20 protein-coding genes and 1 tRNA gene are annotated in these 22,118 nt (G+C 72.0%); 6 read left to right on the top strand and 15 right to left on the bottom strand.

From position 1 onward, the window contains the following. Positions 1–8: 8 nt before the first annotated feature. Positions 9–1,028 carry a tRNA (adenine-N1)-methyltransferase gene (locus tag QNO21_RS05465; protein WP_257518820.1) on the bottom strand — a complete coding sequence of 340 codons (1,020 nt, stop codon included), beginning with the start codon at positions 1,026–1,028 and terminating at the stop codon, positions 9–11. After that, positions 1,025–1,669, bottom strand: coding sequence for an HAD family hydrolase (locus tag QNO21_RS05460; RefSeq protein WP_374113642.1), 645 nt, complete (start codon positions 1,667–1,669; stop codon positions 1,025–1,027). The genes QNO21_RS05465 and QNO21_RS05460 overlap by 4 nt, the downstream gene beginning before the upstream one ends. A gap of 131 nt (positions 1,670–1,800) precedes the next feature. On the opposite strand from QNO21_RS05460, the gene QNO21_RS05455 reads away from it, so the two are divergent. Beyond that, a complete protein-coding gene (locus QNO21_RS05455) occupies positions 1,801–2,673 on the top strand; it encodes a PAC2 family protein (protein ID WP_257514852.1) in 873 nt (290 codons plus the stop codon). 35 nt (positions 2,674–2,708) lie between these two features. Here the strand turns inward: QNO21_RS05455 and QNO21_RS05450 are convergent, their stop codons facing one another. Both QNO21_RS05450 and QNO21_RS05445 read right to left on the bottom strand, forming a co-directional pair. Next, on the bottom strand, positions 2,709–3,533 hold the full coding sequence (locus QNO21_RS05450; RefSeq protein WP_257518819.1) for an undecaprenyl-diphosphate phosphatase: 825 nt from the start codon (positions 3,531–3,533) through the stop codon (positions 2,709–2,711). A gap of 23 nt (positions 3,534–3,556) precedes the next feature. Next, positions 3,557–4,858 carry a M20/M25/M40 family metallo-hydrolase gene (locus QNO21_RS05445; protein ID WP_257518818.1) on the bottom strand — a complete coding sequence of 434 codons (1,302 nt, stop codon included), beginning with the start codon at positions 4,856–4,858 and terminating at the stop codon, positions 3,557–3,559. A 110-nt stretch (positions 4,859–4,968) separates the two neighbouring features. Here QNO21_RS05445 and QNO21_RS05440 point away from each other — a divergent pair. Further along, positions 4,969–5,054, top strand: a tRNA-Leu gene (locus QNO21_RS05440). Between the two features lie 135 nt (positions 5,055–5,189). On the opposite strand, the gene QNO21_RS05435 is transcribed toward QNO21_RS05440, so the two are convergent. Together QNO21_RS05435 and QNO21_RS05430 are read right to left on the bottom strand one after the other, a co-directional pair. Continuing rightward, complete coding sequence (locus QNO21_RS05435) at positions 5,190–6,284, bottom strand: VIT1/CCC1 transporter family protein (protein ID WP_257518817.1); 1,095 nt, start codon at positions 6,282–6,284, stop codon at positions 5,190–5,192. 121 nt (positions 6,285–6,405) lie between these two features. Beyond that, positions 6,406–8,238: a DEAD/DEAH box helicase gene (locus QNO21_RS05430; RefSeq protein WP_257518816.1), complete on the bottom strand. Its 1,833-nt coding sequence runs from the start codon at positions 8,236–8,238 to the stop codon at positions 6,406–6,408. 172 nt (positions 8,239–8,410) lie between these two features. Here QNO21_RS05430 and QNO21_RS05425 point away from each other — a divergent pair, with 172 nt between their 5' ends. Beyond that, a complete protein-coding gene (locus tag QNO21_RS05425; RefSeq protein WP_257518944.1) occupies positions 8,411–9,190 on the top strand; it encodes an SGNH/GDSL hydrolase family protein in 780 nt (259 codons plus the stop codon). Positions 9,191–9,357: 167 nt separating this feature from the next. Here QNO21_RS05425 and QNO21_RS05420 read toward each other — a convergent pair whose 3' ends face one another. Then, entirely contained in the window at positions 9,358–10,149 is a 792-nt protein-coding gene (locus tag QNO21_RS05420) for a TrmH family RNA methyltransferase (protein WP_257518815.1), read from the bottom strand. A gap of 99 nt (positions 10,150–10,248) precedes the next feature. Here QNO21_RS05420 and QNO21_RS05415 point away from each other — a divergent pair, with 99 nt between their 5' ends. After that, positions 10,249–11,100: a Sir2 family NAD-dependent protein deacetylase gene (locus tag QNO21_RS05415; protein ID WP_374211405.1), complete on the top strand. Its 852-nt coding sequence runs from the start codon at positions 10,249–10,251 to the stop codon at positions 11,098–11,100. A gap of 103 nt (positions 11,101–11,203) precedes the next feature. Then, entirely contained in the window at positions 11,204–11,815 is a 612-nt protein-coding gene (locus QNO21_RS05410; RefSeq protein WP_257518814.1) for a histidine phosphatase family protein, read from the top strand. Here the strand turns inward: QNO21_RS05410 and QNO21_RS05405 are convergent. Genes QNO21_RS05405 through QNO21_RS05385 form a run of 5 tightly spaced genes read right to left on the bottom strand, consistent with a single transcriptional unit; the run spans position 11,812 to position 17,842 of the window. Continuing rightward, the gene (locus QNO21_RS05405; RefSeq protein ID WP_257518813.1) at positions 11,812–12,624 is read right to left on the bottom strand and encodes an HpcH/HpaI aldolase/citrate lyase family protein; all 813 of its coding nucleotides are present in this window, start codon (positions 12,622–12,624) and stop codon (positions 11,812–11,814) included. The genes QNO21_RS05410 and QNO21_RS05405 overlap by 4 nt on opposite strands. After that, positions 12,621–13,124, bottom strand: coding sequence for a MaoC family dehydratase (locus QNO21_RS05400; RefSeq protein ID WP_257518812.1), 504 nt, complete (start codon positions 13,122–13,124; stop codon positions 12,621–12,623). The genes QNO21_RS05405 and QNO21_RS05400 overlap by 4 nt, the downstream gene beginning before the upstream one ends. Positions 13,125–13,129: 5 nt before the next feature. Next, positions 13,130–14,299, bottom strand: a complete 1,170-nt coding sequence (locus QNO21_RS05395; protein ID WP_257518811.1) for an acyl-CoA dehydrogenase family protein — start codon at positions 14,297–14,299, stop codon at positions 13,130–13,132. After that, entirely contained in the window at positions 14,296–16,257 is a 1,962-nt protein-coding gene (locus QNO21_RS05390; protein WP_257518810.1) for an ATP-binding protein, read from the bottom strand. The genes QNO21_RS05395 and QNO21_RS05390 overlap by 4 nt, the downstream gene beginning before the upstream one ends. A gap of 1 nt (position 16,258) precedes the next feature. Next, positions 16,259–17,842 carry a carboxyl transferase domain-containing protein gene (locus tag QNO21_RS05385; RefSeq protein WP_257518809.1) on the bottom strand — a complete coding sequence of 528 codons (1,584 nt, stop codon included), beginning with the start codon at positions 17,840–17,842 and terminating at the stop codon, positions 16,259–16,261. Positions 17,843–17,947: 105 nt separating this feature from the next. On the opposite strand from QNO21_RS05385, the gene QNO21_RS05380 reads away from it, so the two are divergent. Further along, positions 17,948–18,544: a TetR/AcrR family transcriptional regulator gene (locus tag QNO21_RS05380; RefSeq protein ID WP_257518808.1), complete on the top strand. Its 597-nt coding sequence runs from the start codon at positions 17,948–17,950 to the stop codon at positions 18,542–18,544. 27 nt (positions 18,545–18,571) lie between these two features. On the opposite strand, the gene QNO21_RS05375 is transcribed toward QNO21_RS05380, so the two are convergent. The 3 genes from QNO21_RS05375 to pdhA are packed head-to-tail and all read right to left on the bottom strand — an operon-like array spanning position 18,572 to position 22,019. Next, positions 18,572–19,879, bottom strand: a complete 1,308-nt coding sequence (locus QNO21_RS05375) for a dihydrolipoamide acetyltransferase family protein (protein WP_257518807.1) — start codon at positions 19,877–19,879, stop codon at positions 18,572–18,574. After that, positions 19,876–20,886 carry an alpha-ketoacid dehydrogenase subunit beta gene (locus QNO21_RS05370; RefSeq protein WP_257518806.1) on the bottom strand — a complete coding sequence of 337 codons (1,011 nt, stop codon included), beginning with the start codon at positions 20,884–20,886 and terminating at the stop codon, positions 19,876–19,878. The genes QNO21_RS05375 and QNO21_RS05370 overlap by 4 nt, the downstream gene beginning before the upstream one ends. Continuing rightward, positions 20,883–22,019, bottom strand: coding sequence for a pyruvate dehydrogenase (acetyl-transferring) E1 component subunit alpha (pdhA, locus tag QNO21_RS05365; RefSeq protein WP_257518805.1), 1,137 nt, complete (start codon positions 22,017–22,019; stop codon positions 20,883–20,885). The genes QNO21_RS05370 and pdhA overlap by 4 nt, the downstream gene beginning before the upstream one ends. Between the last annotated feature and the right edge of the window lie 99 nt (positions 22,020–22,118).

Here is a 22,118-nt window from a genome sequence, read left to right as displayed (position 1 = left end):
GGTACAGCCTAATCGGTGGCGGGGTCGGGGTCCGCCGACCCCGCAGCGATCCGCGCGCCGTCCGCGGCACGCTGGGCCTCGCGCACACGCTTGCGCAGGTTCTTGTCGGTGATCTGGCGGTCGCCCACGGCGCCCGGGGTCCACAGCTCCACGTCCTCGTCGGCATAGCTGGGCTTCTTCAGCGCCCGCTTGCGCACATCGGGGGGCACAGCTCCCGGGGCGAGACGTCGAGCGGTGAGGAGGAACCCGGTGTGGGCGACCATGCGATGGTCGGGCCGCACGGCGAGTCCTTCGACGTGCCAGCCGCGCACCATCGTCTCGCTGGCCTCGGGATCGGTGTAGAGGCCGGTGCCGCGGATGTACTCGGCCACCCGGCTCAGCTGCGTCGCGGTGGCGACGTAGCAGAGCACCACGCCTCCGGGCGTGAGTGCCTCAGCCACGGCGTCGATGCACTCCCACGGCGCGAGCATGTCGAGCACGACGCGGTCGACGGACGCCGGTTCCATGGCGCCAGGCAGGGACTCGACGAGGTCGCCGACGACCACGTCCCAGTTCTGCGGCGTTCCGCCGAGGAACGTCTCGACATTGGCGCGGGCCACCTCGGCGAACTCCTCGCGGCGCTCGAACGACACCAGGCGCCCGGCAGGACCGATGGCCCGCAGCAGCCACAGCGACAGCGCGCCGGACCCCACACCCGCTTCGACCACCGTGGCGCCGGGGAAGATGTCGGCCTGCGCCAGGATCTGCGCGGCATCCTTCGGGTAGACGATGGCCGCTCCGCGGGGCATCGACATGACGAAGTCGCGCAGCAGCGGGCGGAGGGCCAGGTATTCGTGGCCGCCGCTGTTGGTGACGACCGATCCGTCGGGCAGGCCCACGAGCGCTTCGTGGCGCAGGACGCCGTGGTGGGTGTGCAGCTCGCCGCGCTCGCGCAGCGTGATGGTGTGCAGCCGCCCCTTCGGGCCGGTCAGCTGCACGCGGTCGCCGTAGCGGAAGGGACCGCTCGGTCGGGTGAGGTCCGCGGTCATCGGGACTCCTTTGCGCGGTGGTCGGCATGGAACTCGGCGACGTCGGCGGCGGTACGCCCCTCGAGCGTCGGCCACAGTGCGTGCGCGCCGGCGCCCGTCAGCGACACCATCAGCGGCACACCGATCGTCGCCGCGCCGGCGGCGACTGCCGAGCGCAGTCCGTTGGGCGAGTCCTCGATCGCGACCACCTCGGCGGGGGTCACTCCGAGCGCCTCGCAGGCCTGCAGGTAGGGATCGGGGAAGGGCTTGGGCCGAATCGCGTCGTCACCGGCGATGATGACGTCGAACGCCTCGAACGGGATCTGCGAGACCACCGTCTCGGCCATGCGCCGCAACGACATCGTGACCAGGCCCGTCTTCACACCCGCGTCGCGCAGGCTCGCCAGCAGCTCCTGCGCGCCGGGACGGAAGGGATTGCCGAGTTCCCGCAGCTGCCGCATCACCTCGTCGGTGAGGTGATCGACGATGGCATCCTCGTGCATGCGCACCCCCGCTTCCTGCAGGATGCGGGCGGAGTCGTGCAGCCCCAGGCCCACGAGCCCGAGTGCCTGCTCGTGCGACCAGGTGCCGCCGTGGCTCTCGATCAGCGGCGTCTCGGCCGCCATCCAATAGGGCTCGGTGTCGACGAGGGTGCCGTCCATGTCCCACAGGACAGCGCGCAGCGGGGCGGGGGAAAAGAGGGCTGTCACCTCCCCATGCTACCGACGGGCGTGGCGCCGCCCGCCCGCGTGGGCGGCGCCCGGCCTATCCTTGGTGAGACGAAGGGAGACACGTGGAGGGTCTGGGACGCCGCGTGCTCGTGGCCGCGTTCGACGGCTGGAACGATGCCGGCGAGGCCGCATCGGGAGCTGTCACGCTGTTGCGCGAGGAGGGTTCGTACGAACCCGTCTTCTCCGTCGACCCCGAGCTGTACTTCGATTACCAGTACACCCGGCCGCAGATCGCGCTCGACGCCGACGGCCGCCGCGTGCTCACCTGGCCGCAGGCCACGCTCTGGCGCCCGACCCGTCGCGCCCGCGGCACGCAGCTGTGGCTGCTGACCGGCGTCGAGCCGGCGCGGGCCTGGCAGGGGTTCGCCGCGGAGTTGATCGATGTCGCGCTCCGCGAAGACATCACCGGAATGGTCTCTCTCGGCTCGATGATGTCGGATGTGCCGCACACACGGCCGATCTCGGTCGTCGCCGGCAGCCACAACGAGGAGCTGCGCACCAGGCTCGACCTCGAGCGCTCGACGTACGAAGGCCCGGTCGGCATCCTCACCGTGCTCGACGAGGCGGCCGACGCCGCCGGCATCCCCTCGGCGTCGCTCTGGGCCAGCGTGCCGCACTACGTCGGCGGTCACACACCGTCGCCCAAGGCCACTCTGGCCCTGCTGGACAAGCTCGAGGACCTCACTGGCGCGCGGGTGCCGCGCGGCACCCTCGCGACCGAGGCGGCCGCGTGGGAGGCATCGATCGACGCCGCCGCAGCGGACGACGAGGAGATGACCGAGTACATCCACCAGCTCGAGCGCACCCGCGACACGTGGGACTCCCCCGAGGCGTCGGGCGACGCCATCGCGCAGGAGTTCGAGAAGTACCTGCGTCGGCGCGGCGACGGCCTGGGCCCCACCAAGCCCGGCCGCGACGACCCGCCGCGGCACTGACCCGCGTCCGCCTACGCGGCGACGACCGACCGGGGTCAGGGCTGGATGACGCCCATCGACAGCAGCACGATCAGCACCGTGCCCAGCGCCACGCGGTAGATCACGAACGGCAGGAAGCTGCGCTTGGAGATCCACTTCATGAAGAAGGCGATGACCGCCAGCGCGATCACGAACGCCACGACGGTGGCCACGAGGGTCTCCGGCAGCGTGAACGGCCCCTGCTCGTCCCAGCTCTTGAACAGCTGGTAGAAGCCGCTGCCGAAGACGGCGGGGATCGCCAGCAGGAACGCGTAGCGCGCGGCATCCGCCCGCTTGTAGCCGAGGAAGAGTCCCATGGTGATCGTGCCGCCCGAGCGCGAGACGCCGGGGACGAGCGCGAGCGCCTGCGCGAACCCGAAGGCCACGCCGTGTGGCACGGTGAGGTCGTTCAGCTCACGGCGCTTCGCGCCCACCGCGTCGGCGATGCCGAGCAGCAGACCGAAGGCGATCAGCATGATCGCGACGACCCACATCGAGCGGAACACCGTCTCGATCTGATCCTGGAACAGCAGCCCCAGCACGACGATCGGCATGCTGCCGATGATGATCAGCCAGCCCATGCGCGCGTCGGGGTCGGTGCGCGGCGCCTTGCCCGCGAGCGAGCGGCACCACTGCGTGATGATGCGGACGATGTCCTTCCAGAAGAACACCACCACCGCCGCCTCCGTGCCGATCTGCGTGATCGCGGTGAAGGCCGCGCCGGGGTCCTCGGCGCTGGGGAGGAACTCCCCCAGAATGCGCAGGTGCGCGCTGGAGGAGACGGGGAGGAATTCGGTGAGCCCCTGGACCAGGCCCAGGAGGATCGCTTCGAAGAAGCTCATGCGCGCCTTTCGGTGAACTGCTGTCAGTACGTGCGGAGCAGGTCGGTGAGAACCGCCTGTCCGAAGACGAGGGCATCCAGGGGGACGCGCTCGTCGACCCCGTGGAACATGCCGGTGAAATCGAGATCCGCGGGCAGCCGCAGCGGCGCGAAGCCGTAGCCGGCGATGCCGAGGTGCGCGAGCGCCTTGTTGTCAGTACCCCCGCCCATGAGGTACGGGATGACAGGGACGCCCGGGTCGTGCCGGCCGAGGGCCGCGACCATCTCGCGCACGAGGGCGCCCGCGAAGGGCACCTCGAGACCGATGTCGCGGTGGACGATCTCGATCTCGATGTCGGGCCCGACGATGGCGGCGATGTCCGCGAGGGCGGCATCCTCTCCCCCGGGCACCGTGCGCACGTCGATGAGCGCCTCGGCCGTGTCGGGGATGACGTTGTGCTTGTAGCCGGCGGTGAGGCCGGTGGGGTTCGTCGTGGTGCGGAACGTGGAGCGCAGGAACGCGGCGGCGGGGCCGAACTGCTCGGCGACGGCATCGGGATGCCGTGGGTCGCCGGACACGAGGGCGGCGAGGCCCTCGACGAGCTGCCGGGACGTGTCGGTCATCGCCAGCGGCCACTCGGTGCGACCGAGCGCGGCGACGGCCTCGGCGAGGCGCGTGACGGCGTTGTCGGGGTGGAACCGGCTGCCGTGGCCGGCGAGGCCGCGCGCGCGCAGGCGGATCCAGACGAGGCTCTTCTCCCCCGTCTGCAGCAGGTACGCCCGGCGGTCACCGGAGGCGATGGAGTAGCCGCCCACCTCGCTGATCGCCTCGGTCGCGCCGGCGAACCACTCCGGACGGTCGCGGACGACAAGGGCGGACCCCTCGACACCGCCGTTCTCCTCGTCGGCGAAGAAGGTCACGATCACGTCGCGGGCCGGCTGCTCGCCGGCGCGCAGCAGGTCTGCGACGGAGGTGAGGATCATGGCATCCATGTCCTTCATGTCCACCGCTCCGCGGCCCCACAGCATGCCGTCGCGGATCTCGCCGGCGAAGGGATCGACGCTCCAGTCGGCGGCCACGGCGGGGACGACGTCGAGGTGGCCGTGCAGCACCAGGGCGGGCTTGTCGCGGTCGCGCCCCGGGACGCGGGCGACCAGGTTCGTGCGGCGCGGGATCGGCTCGTAGTACTCGGGAGTGAGGCCGAGTGACTCGAGGTACGCGCCGGTGTATTCGGCGGCCTCGCGCTCGCCGCGGGCGTTGCCGCCGCCGAAGTTCGACGTGTCGAACCGGATGAGATCGCGGGCGACGCGCACGACCTCGGGAAGGTCGGCTTCGGTCTCGGGCATGCGCTCTACGCTACCGCTGTCGGCGAGGGCGCCCGGCGTGGCGCCGGTTCGAACATGCTCCGCGATCATGCTAGGCTCGACCCTCGGTTGCGAAAGCAATTTCACCCAATGCGCGGGTGGCGGAATAGGTAGACGCGCTAGCTTGAGGTGCTAGTGCCCTTTAACGGGCGTGGGGGTTCAAGTCCCCCCTCGCGCACAGATGAGAAGGCCCCCGAAAGGGGGCCTTCTTCTGTTTCTGGGCGCGCCGGATACCTCGCTGCCGCGCTCGCCTGTCGCGTTTCGTCGCTTCGGGCGCCCGGAAGCGACGATATGCGACAGGCGAAGCGCGCTGTCAGGCGACCGAGACGCCGAACACCAGCCCCAGCAGGTACGTGATCGCTGCGGCACCCATGCCGATCGCGAGCTGACGCAGTGCGCGGCGCAGCGGCGGGCCTCCGGAGAGCACCCCCACCATCGCACCGGTCGCCAGCAGCGCGATGCCGACGAGCACCAGAGCGAGCACCACGGCGACGACCCCTTCGAGGCCGAAGATCCAGGGCAGCACCGGGATGACCGCACCGGAGGCGAAGAACAGGAAGCTCGACGTCGCCGCGCCCCATGCTCCGCCCACGACGTCGTGCTCCTCGGCGTCGTCGACCGGGCGCCGGTAGGGCTGCGACCGGTCCGCCGCCTGCGCGGTCTCCACGAGGCGCCGGGCACGGGCCAGCGCTTCGTCGGCATCCAGTCCGCGGGCACGGTACACCAGCGCCACCTCGTTGGCGTCGAGGTCGAGATCGGGCAACGCCGCGTCGGCGAAGTCACTATGGCCGGTCGAGGCGAGCATCTCCCGCTGCGACCGCACCGAGACGAACTCGCCCGCGGCCATCGACAGCGCCCCGGCGAGCAGACCGGCCAGGCCGCTCAGCAGCACGAAAGGAGCTCCCACCCCCGCGGCGCCGATGCCCATCACGAGCGCGAGGTTCGACACCAGGCCGTCGTTCGCGCCGAACACCGCCGCACGGAACGTGCCCGACAGACGCCGCCTGCCGCGGGCGGCGAGGTTGCGCACCACCTCGTGGTGCACTTTCTCGTCGGCGACCATGGCCGCCGTGGCATACGGCTCGCTCTCGTACGGCGACCGCGCCTCGGCGTTCTGGGCAAGGGCCAGCACGAAGACCATGCCGAACCGGCGCGCCATCCAGCCCAGCATGCGGGTGTCCAGGCTCGGGCTGGGCAGGCGCTTGGGCTCCCCGTCGAGCAGGCCCAGCCAGTGCGACTCGTGTCGCCCCTCGGCATCGGCCAGCGCGAGCAGGATCTCGCGCTCTTCGCCCGTCCGCCGCTCGGCGAGCGTGCGGTACAGACGTGCCTCAGCGCGCTCGTCGACGAGGTACTGCGCCCACCGCCGGCGGTCCCGCGCGGTCGGTGCGGGGGGCGCGGGCGCGTTCATGAGACCTCCGGTCGGGAGCAGGAAGGGGGATGCCTTCTACGGTAATCAGCGCCGCGTGACCGTTACGGCCGAAAACCGTGATTGTCAGCATTTCGGGGTTCCGAAGCGCCAGCGGTGAGGGCTAGGAGTGCACGCGGCGACGGAGCAGGTCGATGCGGGCCTGCAGCTGCGCGACCGTGGCGTGCGAGACCGCCGGCCCGCCGCACAGGCGTCGCAGTTCGGCGTGCACCGCGCCGTGCGGCTCGCCGCTCTGCCGCGCGTACACGCCGACGAGGCTGTTGAGCAGCTGCCGCTGCTCCTTGAGCGTGCGGTGCAGCGCCGGCGGCAGCGTCGTGGCCGGCGGGGCTCCGGTGGCATCCGCCTGCTGCGCCTCGCTGGTCTCGCGCGCCTTGCGGTGCCGGCCCTGCCGCGCTTGCCGCTGCATGAGCAGCTCGTGCACATGCTCGGGCTCGAGCAGCCCCGGCAAGCCCAGGAACTCCTCCTCCTCGGGGGTTCCCGGCACGGCGAGCTGGCCGAACTCCTTGCCGTCGAAGAGCACGCGGTCGAAGTGGGCGACCGAGCCGAGCGCCTGGTAGCTGAACTCCTCGGTGAGCGAGTCGGATGCCTTGTCCTCGCGCTCCGCCTCGGCCAGCAGGGTGTCCTCGAGGCCGTCGTCATCGCCCGACTCGCGGTCCAGCGCGTGGTCGCGCTCGCGCTCCATCTCATTGGCGAGGGCCAGCAGCTGCGGCACGTGCGGCAGGAAGACGCTCGCCGACTCGCCCCGACGGCGAGCGCGCACGAAGCGGCCGATCGCCTGGGCGAAGAAGAGCGGGGTCGACGCGCTCGTGGCATAGACGCCGACCGACAGCCGGGGCACGTCGACGCCTTCCGACACCATGCGCACCGCGACCATCCAGCGCGACGTGCCCTTCGCGAACTCCTCGATGCGACCGGATGCCGCAGGGTCGTCCGAGAGCACGACGGTCGTGGGCTCCCCCGTGATGTCACGGAGGATCGCCGCGTACGCACGGGCGGCGGTCTGGTCGGTCGCGATGACGAGGCCACCGGCGTCGGGGACTTCCTGCCGCACCTCGGTGAGACGCCGGTCGGCGCTGCGCAGCACCGCGGGGATCCAGTCGCCCTGCGGGTCCAGCGCGGTGCGCCAGGCCTGCGAGTTGATGTCCTTCGTGTTGTCCTGACCGAGGTGCGCCTCGTACTCGTCGCCGGCCTTGGTTCGCCAGCGCATCTGCCCGGCGTAGACGAGGAAGAGCACCGGACGCACGACCCCATCGGCGAGGGCTCGCCCGTAGCCGTAGTTGTAGTCCGTGCGGGAGAGCCTGATGCCCTTCTCGTTCGGGTGGTACTCCACGAACGGGATCGGCGCGGTGTCACTGCGGAACGGGGTCCCCGACAGCAGCAGCCGACGGGTCGCCCGCTGGTAGGCCTCGCGCAGCGCGTCGCCCCAGCTGAGGGCATCACCGCCGTGGTGCACCTCGTCGAGGATCACCAGGGTGCGGGCATCCTCGGTGAGGCGCTGGTGGACGGATGCCTTGACCGCCACCTGCGCGTACGTCACGGCGACACCGTGGTAGTGCCGGGCGGGCGAGACGTGGCGGTTGCTGAAGTTCGGGTCGAGCCGGATGGACACGCGCGCCGCGGCATCCGCCCACTGCGTCTTCAGATGCTCGGTCGGGGCCACCACGACGATGCGGTCGATGATACGCCGGCGGAGGAGCTCGGTGGCCAGGCGCAGGGCGAAGGTCGTCTTGCCGGCGCCCGGCGTGGCGGCCGCGAGAAAGTCGCGGGGCCCTTTGCCGACCCCGTCGGGGCCGTCCATCGCGAAGTACTGGTCGAGCGCTTCGGCCTGCCAGGCACGCAGTCGCTGGGCCGTTCCCCAGGGGGCGCGCTGCGGGAACGACGGCGAGAGGTGCTCGGCAGCGAAGCTCCCGAAATGCTCCTGCTGCTGTTCATCCACAACGGTCCAGCCTAAACGAGGCAGCGCAAGCTAGCCTCGAAGCTGGTTCAGCCGAGGAGGCCCCATGCCCGACACCGACACCGACCCCGACTCCCCCTCCGACTCCGTGACCGACGCCCCAGATCGTCTCGCCGAGTACACCCCGAACCCGACAGAGCATCCCTGGCGACGCATGGTCGCGATCGGAGACTCGTTCACGGAGGGCATCGGCGACCCCGACCCCTCCTCCCCCGGCGGACACCGCGGCTGGGCGGACCGCGTCGCCGCCGTGCTCGGCGCCCAGGTCGACGACTTCGCCTACGCCAACCTCGCCGTGCGCGGCAAGCTGATCGGCCAGATCGTCGACACCCAGATCGAGCCGGCCCTCGCTCTGAAGCCCGACCTCATCACGTTCTCGGCCGGCGGCAACGACGTCATCCGCCCCGGCGGCGATCCCGACGCCGTCGCCGCGCAGTTCGAGGATGCCGTCGTGCGGCTGACCCCCAGCGGGGCAACGCTGCTGATCTTCACCGCCATCGACACGAACTTCACCCCGGTGTTCCGCGGCATCCGCGGGCGCGTCGCGATCTACAACGAGAACATCCGGGCCATCGCCGAGCGCTACGACTGCGTTGTGGCCGACCAGTGGGCGCTCAAAGAAGTGCAGGACATGCGGTTCTTCGACGACGACCGCCTGCACTACAACACCCTCGGCCACCACGAGGTGGCCCGCATGGTGCTGCGCGCGCTGAACGTGCCGAACGACCTGCAGCCGATGCAGCCCGAGCCGGTGCCGCCTCGCACATGGCGGGCCGCGCGGGCGAACGATCTCGTCTGGGCACGGGAGCACCTCGTGCCGTGGGTGCTGCGCCGGGTGCGCAACCAGTCCTCCGGCGACCACATCACGGCAAAGCGCCCCGAGGCGCTGCCGGTGCGGGCGGTCCCGCGCCTGGGAGACCTCGCCGGCGAGTAGGCGGTGGCTGGGGGCGCGGGGCGGGCCGGGCGCCCCGGACGCCGCAACTCCTCAAGAATCGCGACGTCGCGGCTCGCGGACCGGGTTCCGACCCGGAACGAGCCCGGTCTTGAGGAGTCAGGCACACGGCAGCGCCGCAACCGCCAGCGCAAGCGCCGCGACCCGCGTCAGCGCAGGGCCCAGAGGGCGACGGCGCTCGCCGCTGCGACGTTGAGCGAGTCGACTTCCCCGGCCATCGGGATCGTGACGACGGTGTCGGCGGCTTCGAGCGCGCGGCGGGACAGCCCGTCGCCCTCGGCACCGAGCATGAGGGCGACGCGCTCCGGCCGGGCGGCGGCGAAGTCGTCCAGCGTCACCGCGTCGTCGGCGAGCGCGAGCGCCGCCAGGTGGAAACCGTTGTCGTGAAGGATGCCGCCAGCCTCGGGCCACTTCGGCAGCCGCGTCCACGGCACCTGGAAGACCGTGCCCATACTCACCCGCACGCTGCGGCGGTAGAGCGGGTCGGCGCACCGGGGAGACACGAGCACGGCGTCGGCGCCGAGCGCGGCGGCGTTTCGGAAGGCGGCGCCCACGTTGGTGTGGTCGACGATGTCCTCGAGCACGACCACGAGACGCGCGCCGGCGATGACGTCCGCCACCGGCGGGGCGACGGGGCGGTGCATCGCGGCGAGCGCGCCGCGATGCACCTGGTAGCCGGTGAGCTGCTCGGCGACCTCTGTCGGCACGACGTACACGGGCGCGTCGCCGGCGAGGTCCCGGACGTCGTCGACCCACTTCTCCTGCACCAGGATCGACCGCGGCCGATGCCCCGCCGCGATGGCCCGGCCGATGACCTTCGCGGACTCCGCGATGTACAGGCCTCCGGCGGGCTCCAGCACGCGTCGCAGCGCCACGTCGGTGAGGTCCCGGTAGTCGGCCAGACGGGGATCGGCGGGGTCTGCGACGTGCTCGATGGGCATTGGTCCACTCTCCCACGCGGCGCGATGGCGGACCTGTACGCGACCCATGCCCGGCTGAGCGTAACCTCCCGGCAAACTGGCACGCCTAGAATCGGCCGGGTGACCCCGGTGCTCCAGCTCGACGCGCCGACCGAGCGACTGGTCGGCCAGGCCGCCGACGTGCTGCGCGGCCGCCAGATCGCGGTGCTCACCGGCGCCGGGGTGTCCACCGACTCGGGGATCCCCGACTACCGCGGCGAGGGCGCGCCGGTGCGCACCCCCATGACCGCGCAGCAGTTCCTCGCCAGCGAAGCCGCCCGCCGCCGGTACTGGGTGGGCAGCCACCTGGGATGGCGCGTTTTCGCCGCTGCCTCCCCCAACGCCGGCCACGCGGCCCTCGCGAGCCTCGAGAGCGCCGGCATCGCCACCGGCGTCATCACCCAGAACGTCGACGGTCTTCACGTGCGCGCCGGCAGCCGCCGCGTCGTGGAGCTGCACGGCACCATGCGCCGGGTCTTCTGCACCCACTGCGGCCAGGTCTTCGACCGACGCGACCTCGCGGTGCGGATCGAAGCCGACAACCCCTGGATCGACGTTCCCGCCGACGTGCTGCTCGGCCCCGACGGCGACGTGCTGCCCGAGACCGCCGACGGATTTCGCGTTCCCGACTGCAGCGTCTGCGGCGGCATGCTGAAGCCCGACGTCGTCTTCTTCGGCGAATTCGTGCCCGTCGAGCGGTTCGCCGAGGCCGAGCAGCTCGTGCACACGAGTCAGGCACTGCTCGTGGCCGGCTCGTCGCTCGTCGTCAACTCCGGGGTACGCCTGGTCGAGCGCGCGCGCCGGCGCCGGCTGCCGGTCGTCATCGTGAACCGGGGCGAGACGCGCGCGGATTCCAAGGCGACGGTGAAAATCGACGGCGGCACCAGCCCTGTGCTCGCAGCCCTCACCGACCTGCTCGCCGAGTCGCGCTGAGGGTCGTCGCGGCACCGCGCCGACGATCGCCGGATCCCCGAATCCCCGAATCGCACCAGCCGTCTCCGAGCCCTCTCCCGGATGCCGCGGTTAGGCTCGTCGGGTGACTCTGCTGACCCTCGTGCGCCACGGTGAGACCGACTGGAACCGCGCGCGCCGCATCCAGGGTTCCACCGACATCCCGCTCAACGACACCGGACGAGAGCAGGCCCGCGATGCCGCCCAGCGGCTGCAGGAGCGCCTGACCACCGGCTCACCCGTCATCGTCGTCAGCAGCGACCTTTCACGCGCGCGCGAGACCGCCGAGATCATCGCCGACACCCTCGGAGTCGATCCGCCCCGCACGTACCCGCAGCTGCGCGAGCGCGCCTATGGCGAGGCGGAGGGCGTGGATGCCGCGGAGTTCCTGGAACGCTGGGGCGACTGGCACAGCGCCGAGGTGCCCGGCGCCGAGCCCTGGCCGGCCCTGCGCGCCCGAGCCCTGGCGGCCCTGCAGCAGATCGCGCGGGACGTGCGGCACACGACGGCGCCGGCGTCGGCATCCGTCATCGCCGTCGCCCACGGTGCGCTGATCCGCGAGATCATCCGCCACGCCACCGGGGGCGAGCTGCCCCCCGTCGGCTTCCGGCTGCCGAACGGGTCGAGCTATGACCTGCTGCTCGAGCGCGACCGGCTTCGGCTGCTTTCGGGCGTCGGCCCCGTCGTGGCCGGCTAGCGTCCGGTGCGGTGCAGCAGTGTGCGCGCGTGGCGCAGCACCGGCTCGTCGACCATCCGCCCGCGGTAGGTGAAGACCCCGCCCTCGTCCTCGGCGGCGCGCAGCACATCCCGAGCCCACGCGCTGTCCTCCGCGGTGGGACGGTAGGCGGCGCGGATCACCGGCACCTGGCTGGGGTGGATGCAGGCGGTGGCGGCGAAGCCGCTCGCGGCGGCATCCTCCGCCTCGCGGGCGAGCCCTTTCGTGTCGGCGATGTCCACGTGCACGGCGTCGATCGCGGCCTTGCCGCGTGCGCCCGCCGACAGCAGCACGTGTGCCCGCGCGTGGCGGGCGACGTCACGGTATCGGCCGTTCGGCTTGCGGCTCGACGTGCCACCCAGCGAGGCGACGAGGTCTTCGGCGCCCCACATCAGCGCCGACACGTTGTCCAGCGCGGCGATGCGCTCGGCGGCGGTGACGCCCCGCGCCGTCTCGCACAGCGCGACGACGGTGTAGCGCGGGTCGATCCGGCCGATCCGCTTGGGTGACTCGGCCTTCGCGACCATGATCGTGCGTACGTCGGTCTGCGACAGCGTCGCCAGGTCCGCCTCGAAATCGGGCGTGCCGACCGGGTTCACCCGCACGATGACCCGCGCCGGGTCGAGGTCGGCGTCGATGAGTGCGCCGCGCGCGGCCGCCTTGTCCACCGGGGCCACGGCGTCCTCGAGGTCGATGATGGCGCCGTCGGCCCGCGCGAGCGCCGACGCGAACCGCTCGGGACGATCGGCGGGGCAGAAGAGCAGGGCGGGGCCCGCCGAGAAACCGGTCACGTCGTTTCCTCCTCGTGGTCACGGCTCCACATCAGGGCCGTGCGGGTCGCCGTCGCGACCACCTCGCCGTCTTGGTTGCGCCCGGTGTGGCGCATGGTGACGATGCCCTGCCCGGGACGCGAGGCCGACGGCCGGGCGCCGATGATCTCGGTGTCGGTGTAGAGCGTGTCGCCGGGGAAGAGCGGGGCGGGAAACGCGATGTCGGTGAGTCCGAGCTGAGCGACGAGGGTCCCCTGCGTGAGCTGGGCCACCGACGAGCCGATCATCGTCGCCAGCGTCCACATCGAGTTGATGAGGGGACGGCCGAACGGCTGCGTGGCAGCGTACGCCTCGTCGACGTGCAGCGCCTGCGCGTTCATCGTGAGGCCCGAGAACAGCACGTTGTCGGCCTGCGTGACCGTGCGCCCGGGGCGATGGCGGTAGCGCGCGCCGACCGTGAACTCCTCGAACCACAGTCCCCGCTGCACGATGTCGGGCGCGCCGGCGGGGCTGTCGGTCATGCCGTTCACGCTACCCCGAGCGCGCGGGCGATGACGAGCAGCTGCACCTCGGTGGTCCCCTCCCCGATCTCGAGGATCTTGCTGTCGCGGTAGTGGCGGGCCACGGGGTACTCGTTCATGAACCCGTTGCCGCCGAAGATCTGCGTGGCGTCGCGGGCGTTGTCCATCGCCGCCTCGCCCGAGACGAGCTTCGCGATGGCGGCCTCGGTCTTGAACGGCCGCCCCGCATCGCGCAGGTGCGCGGCTCGAACCCACGCCAGCCGCGCCGTGTGCACGCGGGCCTGCATGCGCGCGAGGGTGAACTGGATGCCCTGACGGGTCGACAGCGCCGCCCCGAACACCTGTCGCGTCGCGGCGTAGTCCAGCGCCGCCTCCAGGCATCCCTCCGCCGCTCCGGTCGCAAGAGCTGCGATCGCGATGCGCCCCTCATCGAGGATGTGGAGGAAGTTCGCGAATCCCCGCCCCTCCTCGCCCAGCAGATTCTCCTCGGGCACGCGGCACTCGGCGAAGGTCAGCGGATGCGTGTCGGACGCGCGCCAGCCGGCCTTGTCGTAGGCCGGCCCGACGGTGAACCCTGGCGTGCCGCTGGGCACCATGATCGTGGAGATCTCGGGGCGATCGCCGCGGCGTCCGGTGACGGCGGTGACGGTGACGAACCGGGTGATGGACGTGCCCGAGTTGGTGATGAACTGCTTGCTGCCGTCGATCACCCACTCACCGCCGTCGCGCCGGGCGGTGGTGCGGGTGGCGCCGGCATCCGACCCCGCCTCGGGCTCGGTGAGCCCGAAACCCGCCAACGCGCGGCCTGCCAAGAGGTCGGGCAGCAGCTCGGCTCGCTGCGCGTCGGTGCCGAAGCGGAACACCGGCATGGCGCCGAGGCTCACTCCCGCCTCGAGGGTGATCGCGAGCGACTGGTCCACGCGCGCGAGCGCCTCGATCGCCAGCCCGAGGGCGAGGTAGGTGCCGCCCTGGCCGCCCACCTCCTCGGGAAAGGGCAGCCCGAACAGGCCCATGTCGCCCATCTGGGCGACGACGTCCATGGGGAGGGTGTGCGTGCGGTCGGCCTCATACGCCACCGGGGCGACGACCTCGTCGGCGAAGGCGCGCACCATGCGTGCCAGCTCGATCTCGTCATCCTCCAGCGCGTACGAGCTCAGGTCGACGGGTCCGGTCATGGGGTCTCCTCCTGGGGGTCGTCGTGGTCCTCGGGGTCCTGATGCACCTCGGCGAGCACCTCGTCGCGGCGCACCTGCGCGCCGACGCCGACGAGCATCCGCAGAGCGCCGTCGTGGGGCGCCGTCACGGTGTGCTCCATCTTCATGGCCTCGATGGTGGCCAAGCGGGATCCGGATGCCACCCGGTCGCCGTCCTGAGCGTGCACGGCCACGACGGTCCCCGGCAGGGGCGCCCGCACGTGCGGCGCGGCCGCCGCGTCGACGCGGGTGCGGGCCGTGCGACTGCGCTCGGAGGCGTCGCGACGGGTCACGGACCGCAGCCGATGGGTCGCCCCGGCCAGGTGCACCCACACGTCGCCATCGCCGTCTCGCGCGACCGTCGCGCCGAGGGGAGCGTCGGCGTCGGACGCGTCGGGCACGGATGCCGCGACCACCGAACCGGACTCGGTCTCGAAGCGCGCGTGGCGGGGCGCCCGGCCGCCGCCGAGCCGCCAGCCGTCGGTGCGCCCCCATGGTGACTGCGGTGACTGCGGTGACTGCGGTGCGGCACCGCCCCCACTCGCGGCGGCCGCGGCGAGCGCGTCTGCCGACGGTTCGGGCGCCGACAGCGGAGGCAAGGCGTCGATGATGTGGGTGTCCAGGCGCCCGTCCTGCACGGCGGGTTCGGCGAGCAGGGCACGCAGGAAGGCGATGTTCGTGTCCACCCCCAGCACGACCGTGTCGGCGAGCGCCGCGTCCAAGAGCGCAAGCGCCTCTGGCCGATCGGCACCGTGGGCGATCACCTTGGCGATCATGGGGTCGTAGTGGCTCGTCACGACGCTGCCGGTCTCCACGGCGCCGTCAACACGCACGCCCTGCGGCACCCGCCAGGCGATCACCTCGCCGGTGGCGGGGAGGAATCCGCGGGCAGGGCTCTCGGCGTACACGCGTGCCTCGATCGCATGGCCCTCGATCCGCACATCCCGCTGCGCGAACCCCAGCGGCAGGCCCGCCGCCGCCCGCAGCTGCTCGGCCACCAGGTCTACGCCGGTGACGAGCTCCGTCACGGGGTGTTCCACTTGCAGCCGCGTGTTCATCTCGATGAAGAAGAACTCGTCCGGACGGTCGGCGGCCATGAGGAACTCCACCGTTCCCGCCCCGAGGTAGCCGACGCTCGCCGCCGCCCGGCAAGCCGCGTCGCCGAGCCGTCGACGGGTCGTTTCGTCGACCGCGGGCGAGGGAGCCTCTTCGATCACCTTCTGGTGGCGCCGCTGCAGCGAGCACTCGCGCTCGCCGAGGTGCACGACGGTGCCGTGCGCGTCGGCGAGCACCTGCACCTCGATGTGGCGAGGGCGCTCGACGAGCCGCTCGAGCAGCAGCGTGTCGTCGCCGAACGCGCTCGCCGCGACCCGACGCGCGGCGGCGAGCGCATCGGGAAGGTCCGCAGGCTCCCGCACGATCTGCATGCCCTTGCCCCCGCCGCCGGCGGAGGGCTTGACCAGCAGCGGGAATCCGTGGGTGTCGGCGGCCGCGAGGATGGCGGCATCCGTCATGCCTGCGGCACTGAACCCGGGCACGACCGGCACGCCGTGGGCGGCGACGTGCTCCTTGGAGCGGATCTTGTCGCCCATGACGTCGAGCGCGTGCGGTGCGGGCCCGACGAACACGATGCCGGCGGCCGCGCACGCGCGCGCGAACGCGGCGTTCTCGGAGAGGAACCCGTACCCCGGGTGCACCGCCTGCGCGCCGCTGTGGCGAGCGGCGGTGATCACGGCGTCGATGTCGAGGTAGGACTGCGAGGCCGGTGCGGGCCCGAGCCGCACGGCGACGTCGGCTTCGCGCACGTGCGGCGCTTCGGCATCGGCGTCGCTGTAGACGGCGACAGAGCGGATGCCGAGGCGTCGGAGCGTCCGGATGACGCGCCGGGCGATCTCGCCGCGGTTGGCGACGAGCACGGTGTCGAAGAGGGGCGCGGTCATGTCACATCCGGAAGAGGCCGAAGCCGGGGGCGGGGAGGGGTGCCCGGGAGACGACGTCCAGGGCGAGGCCGAGCACATCGCGGGTGTCGACCGGGTCGATCACCCCGTCGTCCCAGAGGCGCGCCGTGGCGTAGTAGGGGTCGCCCTGCGTCTCGAACTGGGCGCGCACGGGGGCTTCGAAGGCGGAGCGCTCTTCGGCCGACCAGTCCTCGCCGCGGGCCGCGAGCTGGTCGCCCTTCACCGTCGACAGCACCGACGCCGCCTGAGCACCGCCCATGACCGAGATGCGGCTGCCCGGCCAGCTCCACAGGAACCGGGGCGAATATGCCCGGCCGCACATCGAGTAGTTGCCGGCGCCGAACGATCCGCCGACCACGACGGTGAGCTTGGGCACCCGCGTCGTGGCGACGGCGGTGACCATCTTGGCACCGTCCTTGGCGATTCCGGCGGCCTCGGCGTCACGGCCGACCATGAACCCGGAGATGTTCTGCAGGAACAGCAGCGGGATGCCACGCTGATCGCACAGTTCCATGAAGTGAGCGCCCTTGAGGGCCGATTCGCCGAAGAGCACCCCGTTGTTGGCGAGGATGCCGACCGGATGACCGTGGATGCGGGCGAACGCGGTGACCAGCGTCGTGCCGTACTCCCGCTTGAACTCGTGCACGCTGCCGGCGTCGACGAGGCGGTCGATGACCGCGTGGGGGTCGTACGGCACGTTCACGTCCACGGGTACGAGGTCGTACAGCTCGTCGGCGGGGGCCGCGGCATCGGCCGGCTCGTGCACCTGCCACGCCGGCGGCGCGGGCTGCGGCAGTGTCAGCACGATGTCGCGCATGATCTCGAGTGCGTGCTCGTCGTCGTCGGCGAGGTGGTCGACGACCCCGGAGCGCCGGGCGTGCAGCTCGCCGCCGCCGAGCTCCTCGGCGGTGACGACCTCGCCGATCGCGGCTTTGACCAGCGGCGGACCGCCGAGGAAGATCGTGCCCTGCCCTCGCACGATCACCGTCTCGTCGCTCATCGCCGGCACATAGGCGCCGCCTGCCGTGCAGGAGCCCATCACTGCGGCCAGCTGCGGAATGCCCGCGGCCGAGAGCCGGGCCTGGTTGAAGAAGATCCGCCCGAAGTGGTCGCGGTCGGGGAAGACCTCGTCCTGCAGGGGAAGGAACGCTCCCCCGGAGTCGACGAGGTAGATGCAGGGCAACCGGTTCTCGAAGGCCACCTCCTGGGCGCGCAGGTGCTTCTTGACGGTGAGGGGAAAGTAGGTGCCGCCCTTGACCGTGGCGTCGTTGCACACCACCATGACGTGGCGCCCGTGCACGAGCCCGATACCCGCGATCACCCCGGCCGCCGGCGCCTGCCCGTCGTAGAGCCCTTCGGCGGCCAACGGCGCGAGCTCGAGGAAGGGACTGCCCTCGTCGAGCAGACGGTCGATGCGCTCTCGCGGGAGCATCTTGCCGCGGGCGAGGTGGCGCTCGCGGGCCGCTTCTCCTCCGCCTTCGGCCACCTTCGCCAGGCGCGCGCGCAGCGCGGCGGCGAGGTCGCGCTGCGTGTGCTCGACGGTCGAAACCGGGGCGGCTGCGCTCATGCTGTCTCCGTCGACGTCACGATCGCGTCACACAGATTGTCTACGGGCGACGCGCGTGGTTAGTTGTCACTAACCGGGGTTTCAGGTTAGCGAGGATTAACTGAGATGACAACGGGACTGACCGACCGAGAACGAGCCAAAGCCGACCGCCAGGCGGCACTGCTGCGAGAAGCCGCGCGCCTGTTCGCCGAGCGGGGCTTCGCGGGGGTGAGCCTGGAAGACCTCGGCACCGCCGTGGGCATCACCGGCCCCGCGGTGTACCGCCACTTCCCCAACAAGCAGGCCCTGCTCGGGGCGATCCTCGTGGGCGTCAGCCGCACCCTGCTCGACGGCGGCGGGGCGGTGGTGGCCGCCGGGCGCCCGTCTGACGACACGCTCGATGCGCTCATCGCGTTCCACGTCGACTTCGCCCTCACCTCGGCGGACGTCATCCGCGTGCAGGACCGCGAGCTTGCGAGCCTCTCCGACGCCGACCGGCGCACAGTGCGGCGGCTGCAGCGCGAGTACGTGGAGCTGTGGGTCATCGTGCTCGACGGCGTGCGCCACGCCGTCCCGGCGGCGGCCCTGCGCGTGCGCGCGCACGCGTGCTTCGGTCTCATCAACTCGACCCCGTACAGCCTGCATGCGGCTCGCGAGGGCATCGGCGATGCTCAACTCCGCAGCATCCTGACGACGATGGCGCGCGCGAGCCTCATGGCCTGACCGAGCATCGGCCGGTCTGCCGTCCGGTCACCGCAGCAGCATCGCCCGCCCCGGCTGCCGCAGCACCGCGCCGACGTCGGCGAGGAACCGCGCTCCCTGCTCGCCGTCGACGAGCCGGTGGTCGAACGACAGACTGAGGGTCAGCACCTCCCGCAGCGCCACCTGGCCGTCATGCTCCCACGGCATCCGTCGCACGCTGCCGAGCGCGAGAATTCCCGCCTCCCCCGGGTTCAGGATCGGCGTGCCGGCGTCGACGCCGAACACCCCCACGTTCGTGATCGAGAACGTCCCGCCCGACAGCGCCGACGGCTCGGTGCGACCGGCGCGCGCCGTCTCGGCGAGCCTCGCGATGGCGTCCGCGAGGTCGACGAGCGTGAGAGCGTCGGCATCCTTCACATTCGGAACGACCAGCCCTCGCTCGGTGGCCGCGGCGATGCCCAGATGCACACGTCGGAACTGCACGATCTCGTCGCCGTCCCACCGCGCGTTGAGCATGGGGTGGTGCGCGAGCGCCAGGCACGCGGCCTTGGCCGCCACAGCGAGAATGCCGATGCGGTGCCCCGCCAAGCGCCGGTCGTCCCGCAGCTCGTCGAGCAGCCGCATCGTCTCGGTGACGTCGACGCTCAGGAACACCGTCGCGTGCGGCGCTGTGAAGGCGCTTCGCACCATCGCCTGGGCGGTGAAGCGGCGGACGCCCCGCACGAGGATGCGGGTGATGTCGTCGTCGGGTGCGACGGCAGGCGCGGGCTGCGCCGCGGGCGCGGGCGCCGCGGCGAGGCGCTCGGCGTACTGCTCCACGTCGGCGCGGGTGATGAGGCCCTCGCTCCCCGTGGGTGTCACCAGCAGCAGGTCCACCCCGAGGTCCTTGGCGAGCTTGCGCACCGGCGGGGTCGACCGGGGGCGCTCGCCGAGCGATGGCTCCGGCTCGAGCGCCCGAACCTCGTCGTGCGGGGCGTCTGCGACGGCCTCCGTCTCGAGTGTCGCGCGTCCGCCGCCGGCACGTCTGCGGCGCTGGGGACGACCCGCGGATGCCGGGGCGGCGCCGTAGCCGACCAAGTGCGGCTGCGGCGCGTCGTCGGCCGGCGTGCCCGCGGGCGCGTCGAGCTCGAACGAGACGATGACGCTTCCCACTGCGATCACGTCGCCGGCCGCAGCATGCAGGGTGGTCACGCGGCCGGCGTGCGGCGACGGCAGCTCGACGACCGCCTTGGCCGTCTCGACCTCCGCCAGCACCTGGTTGAGCGCGACCTCGTCGCCCTCCGCCACGAGCCATTGCACGAGCTCCGCCTCGGGAAGACCCTCACCCAAGTCGGGAAGCCGGAACCCCGAGATCACTGCGCCGCCTCCGAGAGGCTGTGGGGTCGCTCTAGCACGCGGTCCACCGCGTCGAGGATGCGGTCGAGGTCGGGCAGGTGGTGCCGCTCCAGCTTCGCGGGCGGATACGGGATGTCGTGGCCGGTGACCCGCAGCGGCGGCGCCTCGAGGTGGTGGAAGCAGCGCTCGGTGATGCCTGCGGCGACCTCCGCCCCGACGCCCGCCTCTCCGGGGGCCTCGTGGGTGATCACGACCCGACCGGTGCGGCGGACGGATGCCGCGACCGTGTCATAGTCCACCGGCGACAGCGACCGCAGGTCGATGACTTCCAGCGACACCCCGTCGTCGGCGGCCGCCTCGGCCGCTTCCAGGGCCGTGGTCACCTGCGCGCCGTAGGTCACGACGGTCGCATCGCTGCCGGCGCGCACGACGCGCGCGAGCCCCATCGGCGGGGCATCGGCGAGCGCGGCATCGAGGTCGACCTCGCCCTTGACGTGGTAGAGCCGCTTGGGCTCGAAAAACACCACCGGGTCGTCGCACGCGATCGCCTGGCGCAGCATGAAGTAGGCGTCCGACGGGTTCGACACCGCGACGACCCGCAGGCCCGACGTGTGCACGAAGTACGCCTCCGGCGACTCGGAGTGGTGCTCGGCCGCTCCGACGCCGCCCGCCCAGGGAATGCGCACCGTCAGCGGCATCCGCACCGCGCCCCGCGTGCGGTAGTGCAGCTTCGCCACCTGGCAGACGATCTGGTCGAACGCGGGGTAGACGAAGCCGTCGAACTGGATCTCGACGACGGGTCGGAACCCGCGGTACGCCAGCCCCACGGCGGTTCCCACGATGCCGGATTCGGCCAGCGGGGTGTCGATCACCCGGCTCGCCCCGTGTGCCCCGAGCAGGCCGTCGGTGATGCGGAACACGCCACCCAGGGTGCCGACGTCCTCCCCCATGATGAGCACCGACGGGTCGTCCGCCAGCGCGCGTCCCAGCGCGGCGTTGAGCGCCTTGGCCATGGTGAGCGCGGTCATGACACCCCCTCCTCGAAGCCGTCGAGGTAGGCGGAATGGGCCTTGCGCTGAGCCTCGAGCCCGGCATGCGGCTCCGCATAGACCTCGTCGAAGACCGTCAGCGGGTCGCGCGTGCGGTACGACAGGCACGCGGCGCGCACCTCGGCGGCCAGGGTGTCGGCATCGGCCGCGATGTCTGCCTCACGCTGATCGTTCAGCGCCCCGCTCGCGCGCAGCAGCGCGTGCACCCGGGCGATCGGGTCGCGCCCGCGCCACCGCGAGAGCTCGGCGGGATCGCGGTAGCGCGTCGGGTCGTCCGCGGTGGTGTGGGGACCCATGCGGTAGGTGACCGCCTCGATGTAGGCCGGTCCCGACCCGCTGCGCGCGCGCTCCAGCGCCCAGCGCATCGCGCCGTAGCAGGCGAGCACGTCGTTGCCGTCCACACGCAGACTCGGGATGCCGAAGGCGGGCGCCCGCGCGGCCAGCGGCGTACGGGACTGCACGCGGACGGGCTCCGAGATCGCCCACTGGTTGTTGGAGCAGACGAAGACCACCGGGGCTCCGAAGGATGCGGCGAACACCATGGCCTCGTGCACGTCGCCCTGACTGGAGGCGCCGTCGCCGAAGTAGGTGACGGCCACGTCGTCGCTGGGGGCCTCTCCGAGCGCCTCCGCGCGCTGGATGCCCATCGCGTACCCCACGGCGTGCAGGGTCTGCGCCCCGATGATGATCTGCGGGCCGGCCGTGCGTCGGATGAAGGGGTCGCCCATCGACTGCTCCTCGCCGCGCCAGACCTGGATCAGCTCGGTCGGCGTCGCGCCGCGCACCAGCTGCACGCCCGACTCGCGGTAGCTCGGAAAGACGAAGTCGGCCGCCCGCAGGGCGCGCGCCGTGCCGACCTGCACAGCCTCCTGCCCTTCGCACGGCGCCCAGAGGCCCAGTTGGCCCTGCCGCTGCAGGGCGACGCCCTCCCCGTCCAGGCGCCGGGTGCGCACCATGTCGCGATAGAGGTCGACGAGCAGGTCGTCTGAGATGCCGTCCACCCACGGCTCCAGAGTCGGATCGACGATCCGCTCTCCGTCGGGGGTGATCACCTGCGCCACCGGCCCCATGTCGGTGTCGGGATCGGTCGTCGTGCTCGGGAGATACGTCATCGTCGCCTCCGTCCCGGCGCCCCTTGTGGGGGCTCCGTCGGTCCGCGTCGGCCTCGTCGCCGACTGCCGCGAGCGTACGTCGACACAGCACCTAGCTCA

It is taken from the genome of Microbacterium sp. zg-Y818, from assembly GCF_030246905.1.
Classification (GTDB): domain Bacteria; phylum Actinomycetota; class Actinomycetes; order Actinomycetales; family Microbacteriaceae; genus Microbacterium.
The sequence above is the reverse complement of the archived record's forward strand: the minus strand, read 5'-3'. Positions and strand labels throughout refer to the sequence as shown.

Bases quoted from the DNA above. Each gene is read 5' to 3' on its own strand.
- QNO21_RS05465 (WP_257518820.1), bottom strand. From the start codon at position 1,028: ATGACCGCGGACCTCACCCGACCGAGCGGTCCCTTCCGCTACGGCGAC.
- QNO21_RS05460 (WP_374113642.1), bottom strand. From the start codon at position 1,669: ATGGACGGCACCCTCGTCGACACCGAGCCCTATTGGATGGCGGCCGAG.
- QNO21_RS05450 (WP_257518819.1), bottom strand. From the start codon at position 3,533: ATGAGCTTCTTCGAAGCGATCCTCCTGGGCCTGGTCCAGGGGCTCACC.
- QNO21_RS05445 (WP_257518818.1), bottom strand. From the start codon at position 4,858: ATGCCCGAGACCGAAGCCGACCTTCCCGAGGTCGTGCGCGTCGCCCGC.
- QNO21_RS05435 (WP_257518817.1), bottom strand. From the start codon at position 6,284: ATGAACGCGCCCGCGCCCCCCGCACCGACCGCGCGGGACCGCCGGCGG.
- QNO21_RS05425 (WP_257518944.1), top strand. From the start codon at position 8,411: ATGGTCGCGATCGGAGACTCGTTCACGGAGGGCATCGGCGACCCCGAC.
- QNO21_RS05420 (WP_257518815.1), bottom strand. From the start codon at position 10,149: ATGCCCATCGAGCACGTCGCAGACCCCGCCGATCCCCGTCTGGCCGAC.
- QNO21_RS05400 (WP_257518812.1), bottom strand. From the start codon at position 13,124: ATGACCGACAGCCCCGCCGGCGCGCCCGACATCGTGCAGCGGGGACTG.
- QNO21_RS05395 (WP_257518811.1), bottom strand. From the start codon at position 14,299: ATGACCGGACCCGTCGACCTGAGCTCGTACGCGCTGGAGGATGACGAG.
- QNO21_RS05390 (WP_257518810.1), bottom strand. From the start codon at position 16,257: ATGACCGCGCCCCTCTTCGACACCGTGCTCGTCGCCAACCGCGGCGAG.
- QNO21_RS05385 (WP_257518809.1), bottom strand. From the start codon at position 17,842: ATGAGCGCAGCCGCCCCGGTTTCGACCGTCGAGCACACGCAGCGCGAC.
- QNO21_RS05380 (WP_257518808.1), top strand. From the start codon at position 17,948: ATGACAACGGGACTGACCGACCGAGAACGAGCCAAAGCCGACCGCCAG.
- QNO21_RS05370 (WP_257518806.1), bottom strand. From the start codon at position 20,886: ATGACCGCGCTCACCATGGCCAAGGCGCTCAACGCCGCGCTGGGACGC.
- pdhA (WP_257518805.1), bottom strand. From the start codon at position 22,019: ATGACGTATCTCCCGAGCACGACGACCGATCCCGACACCGACATGGGG.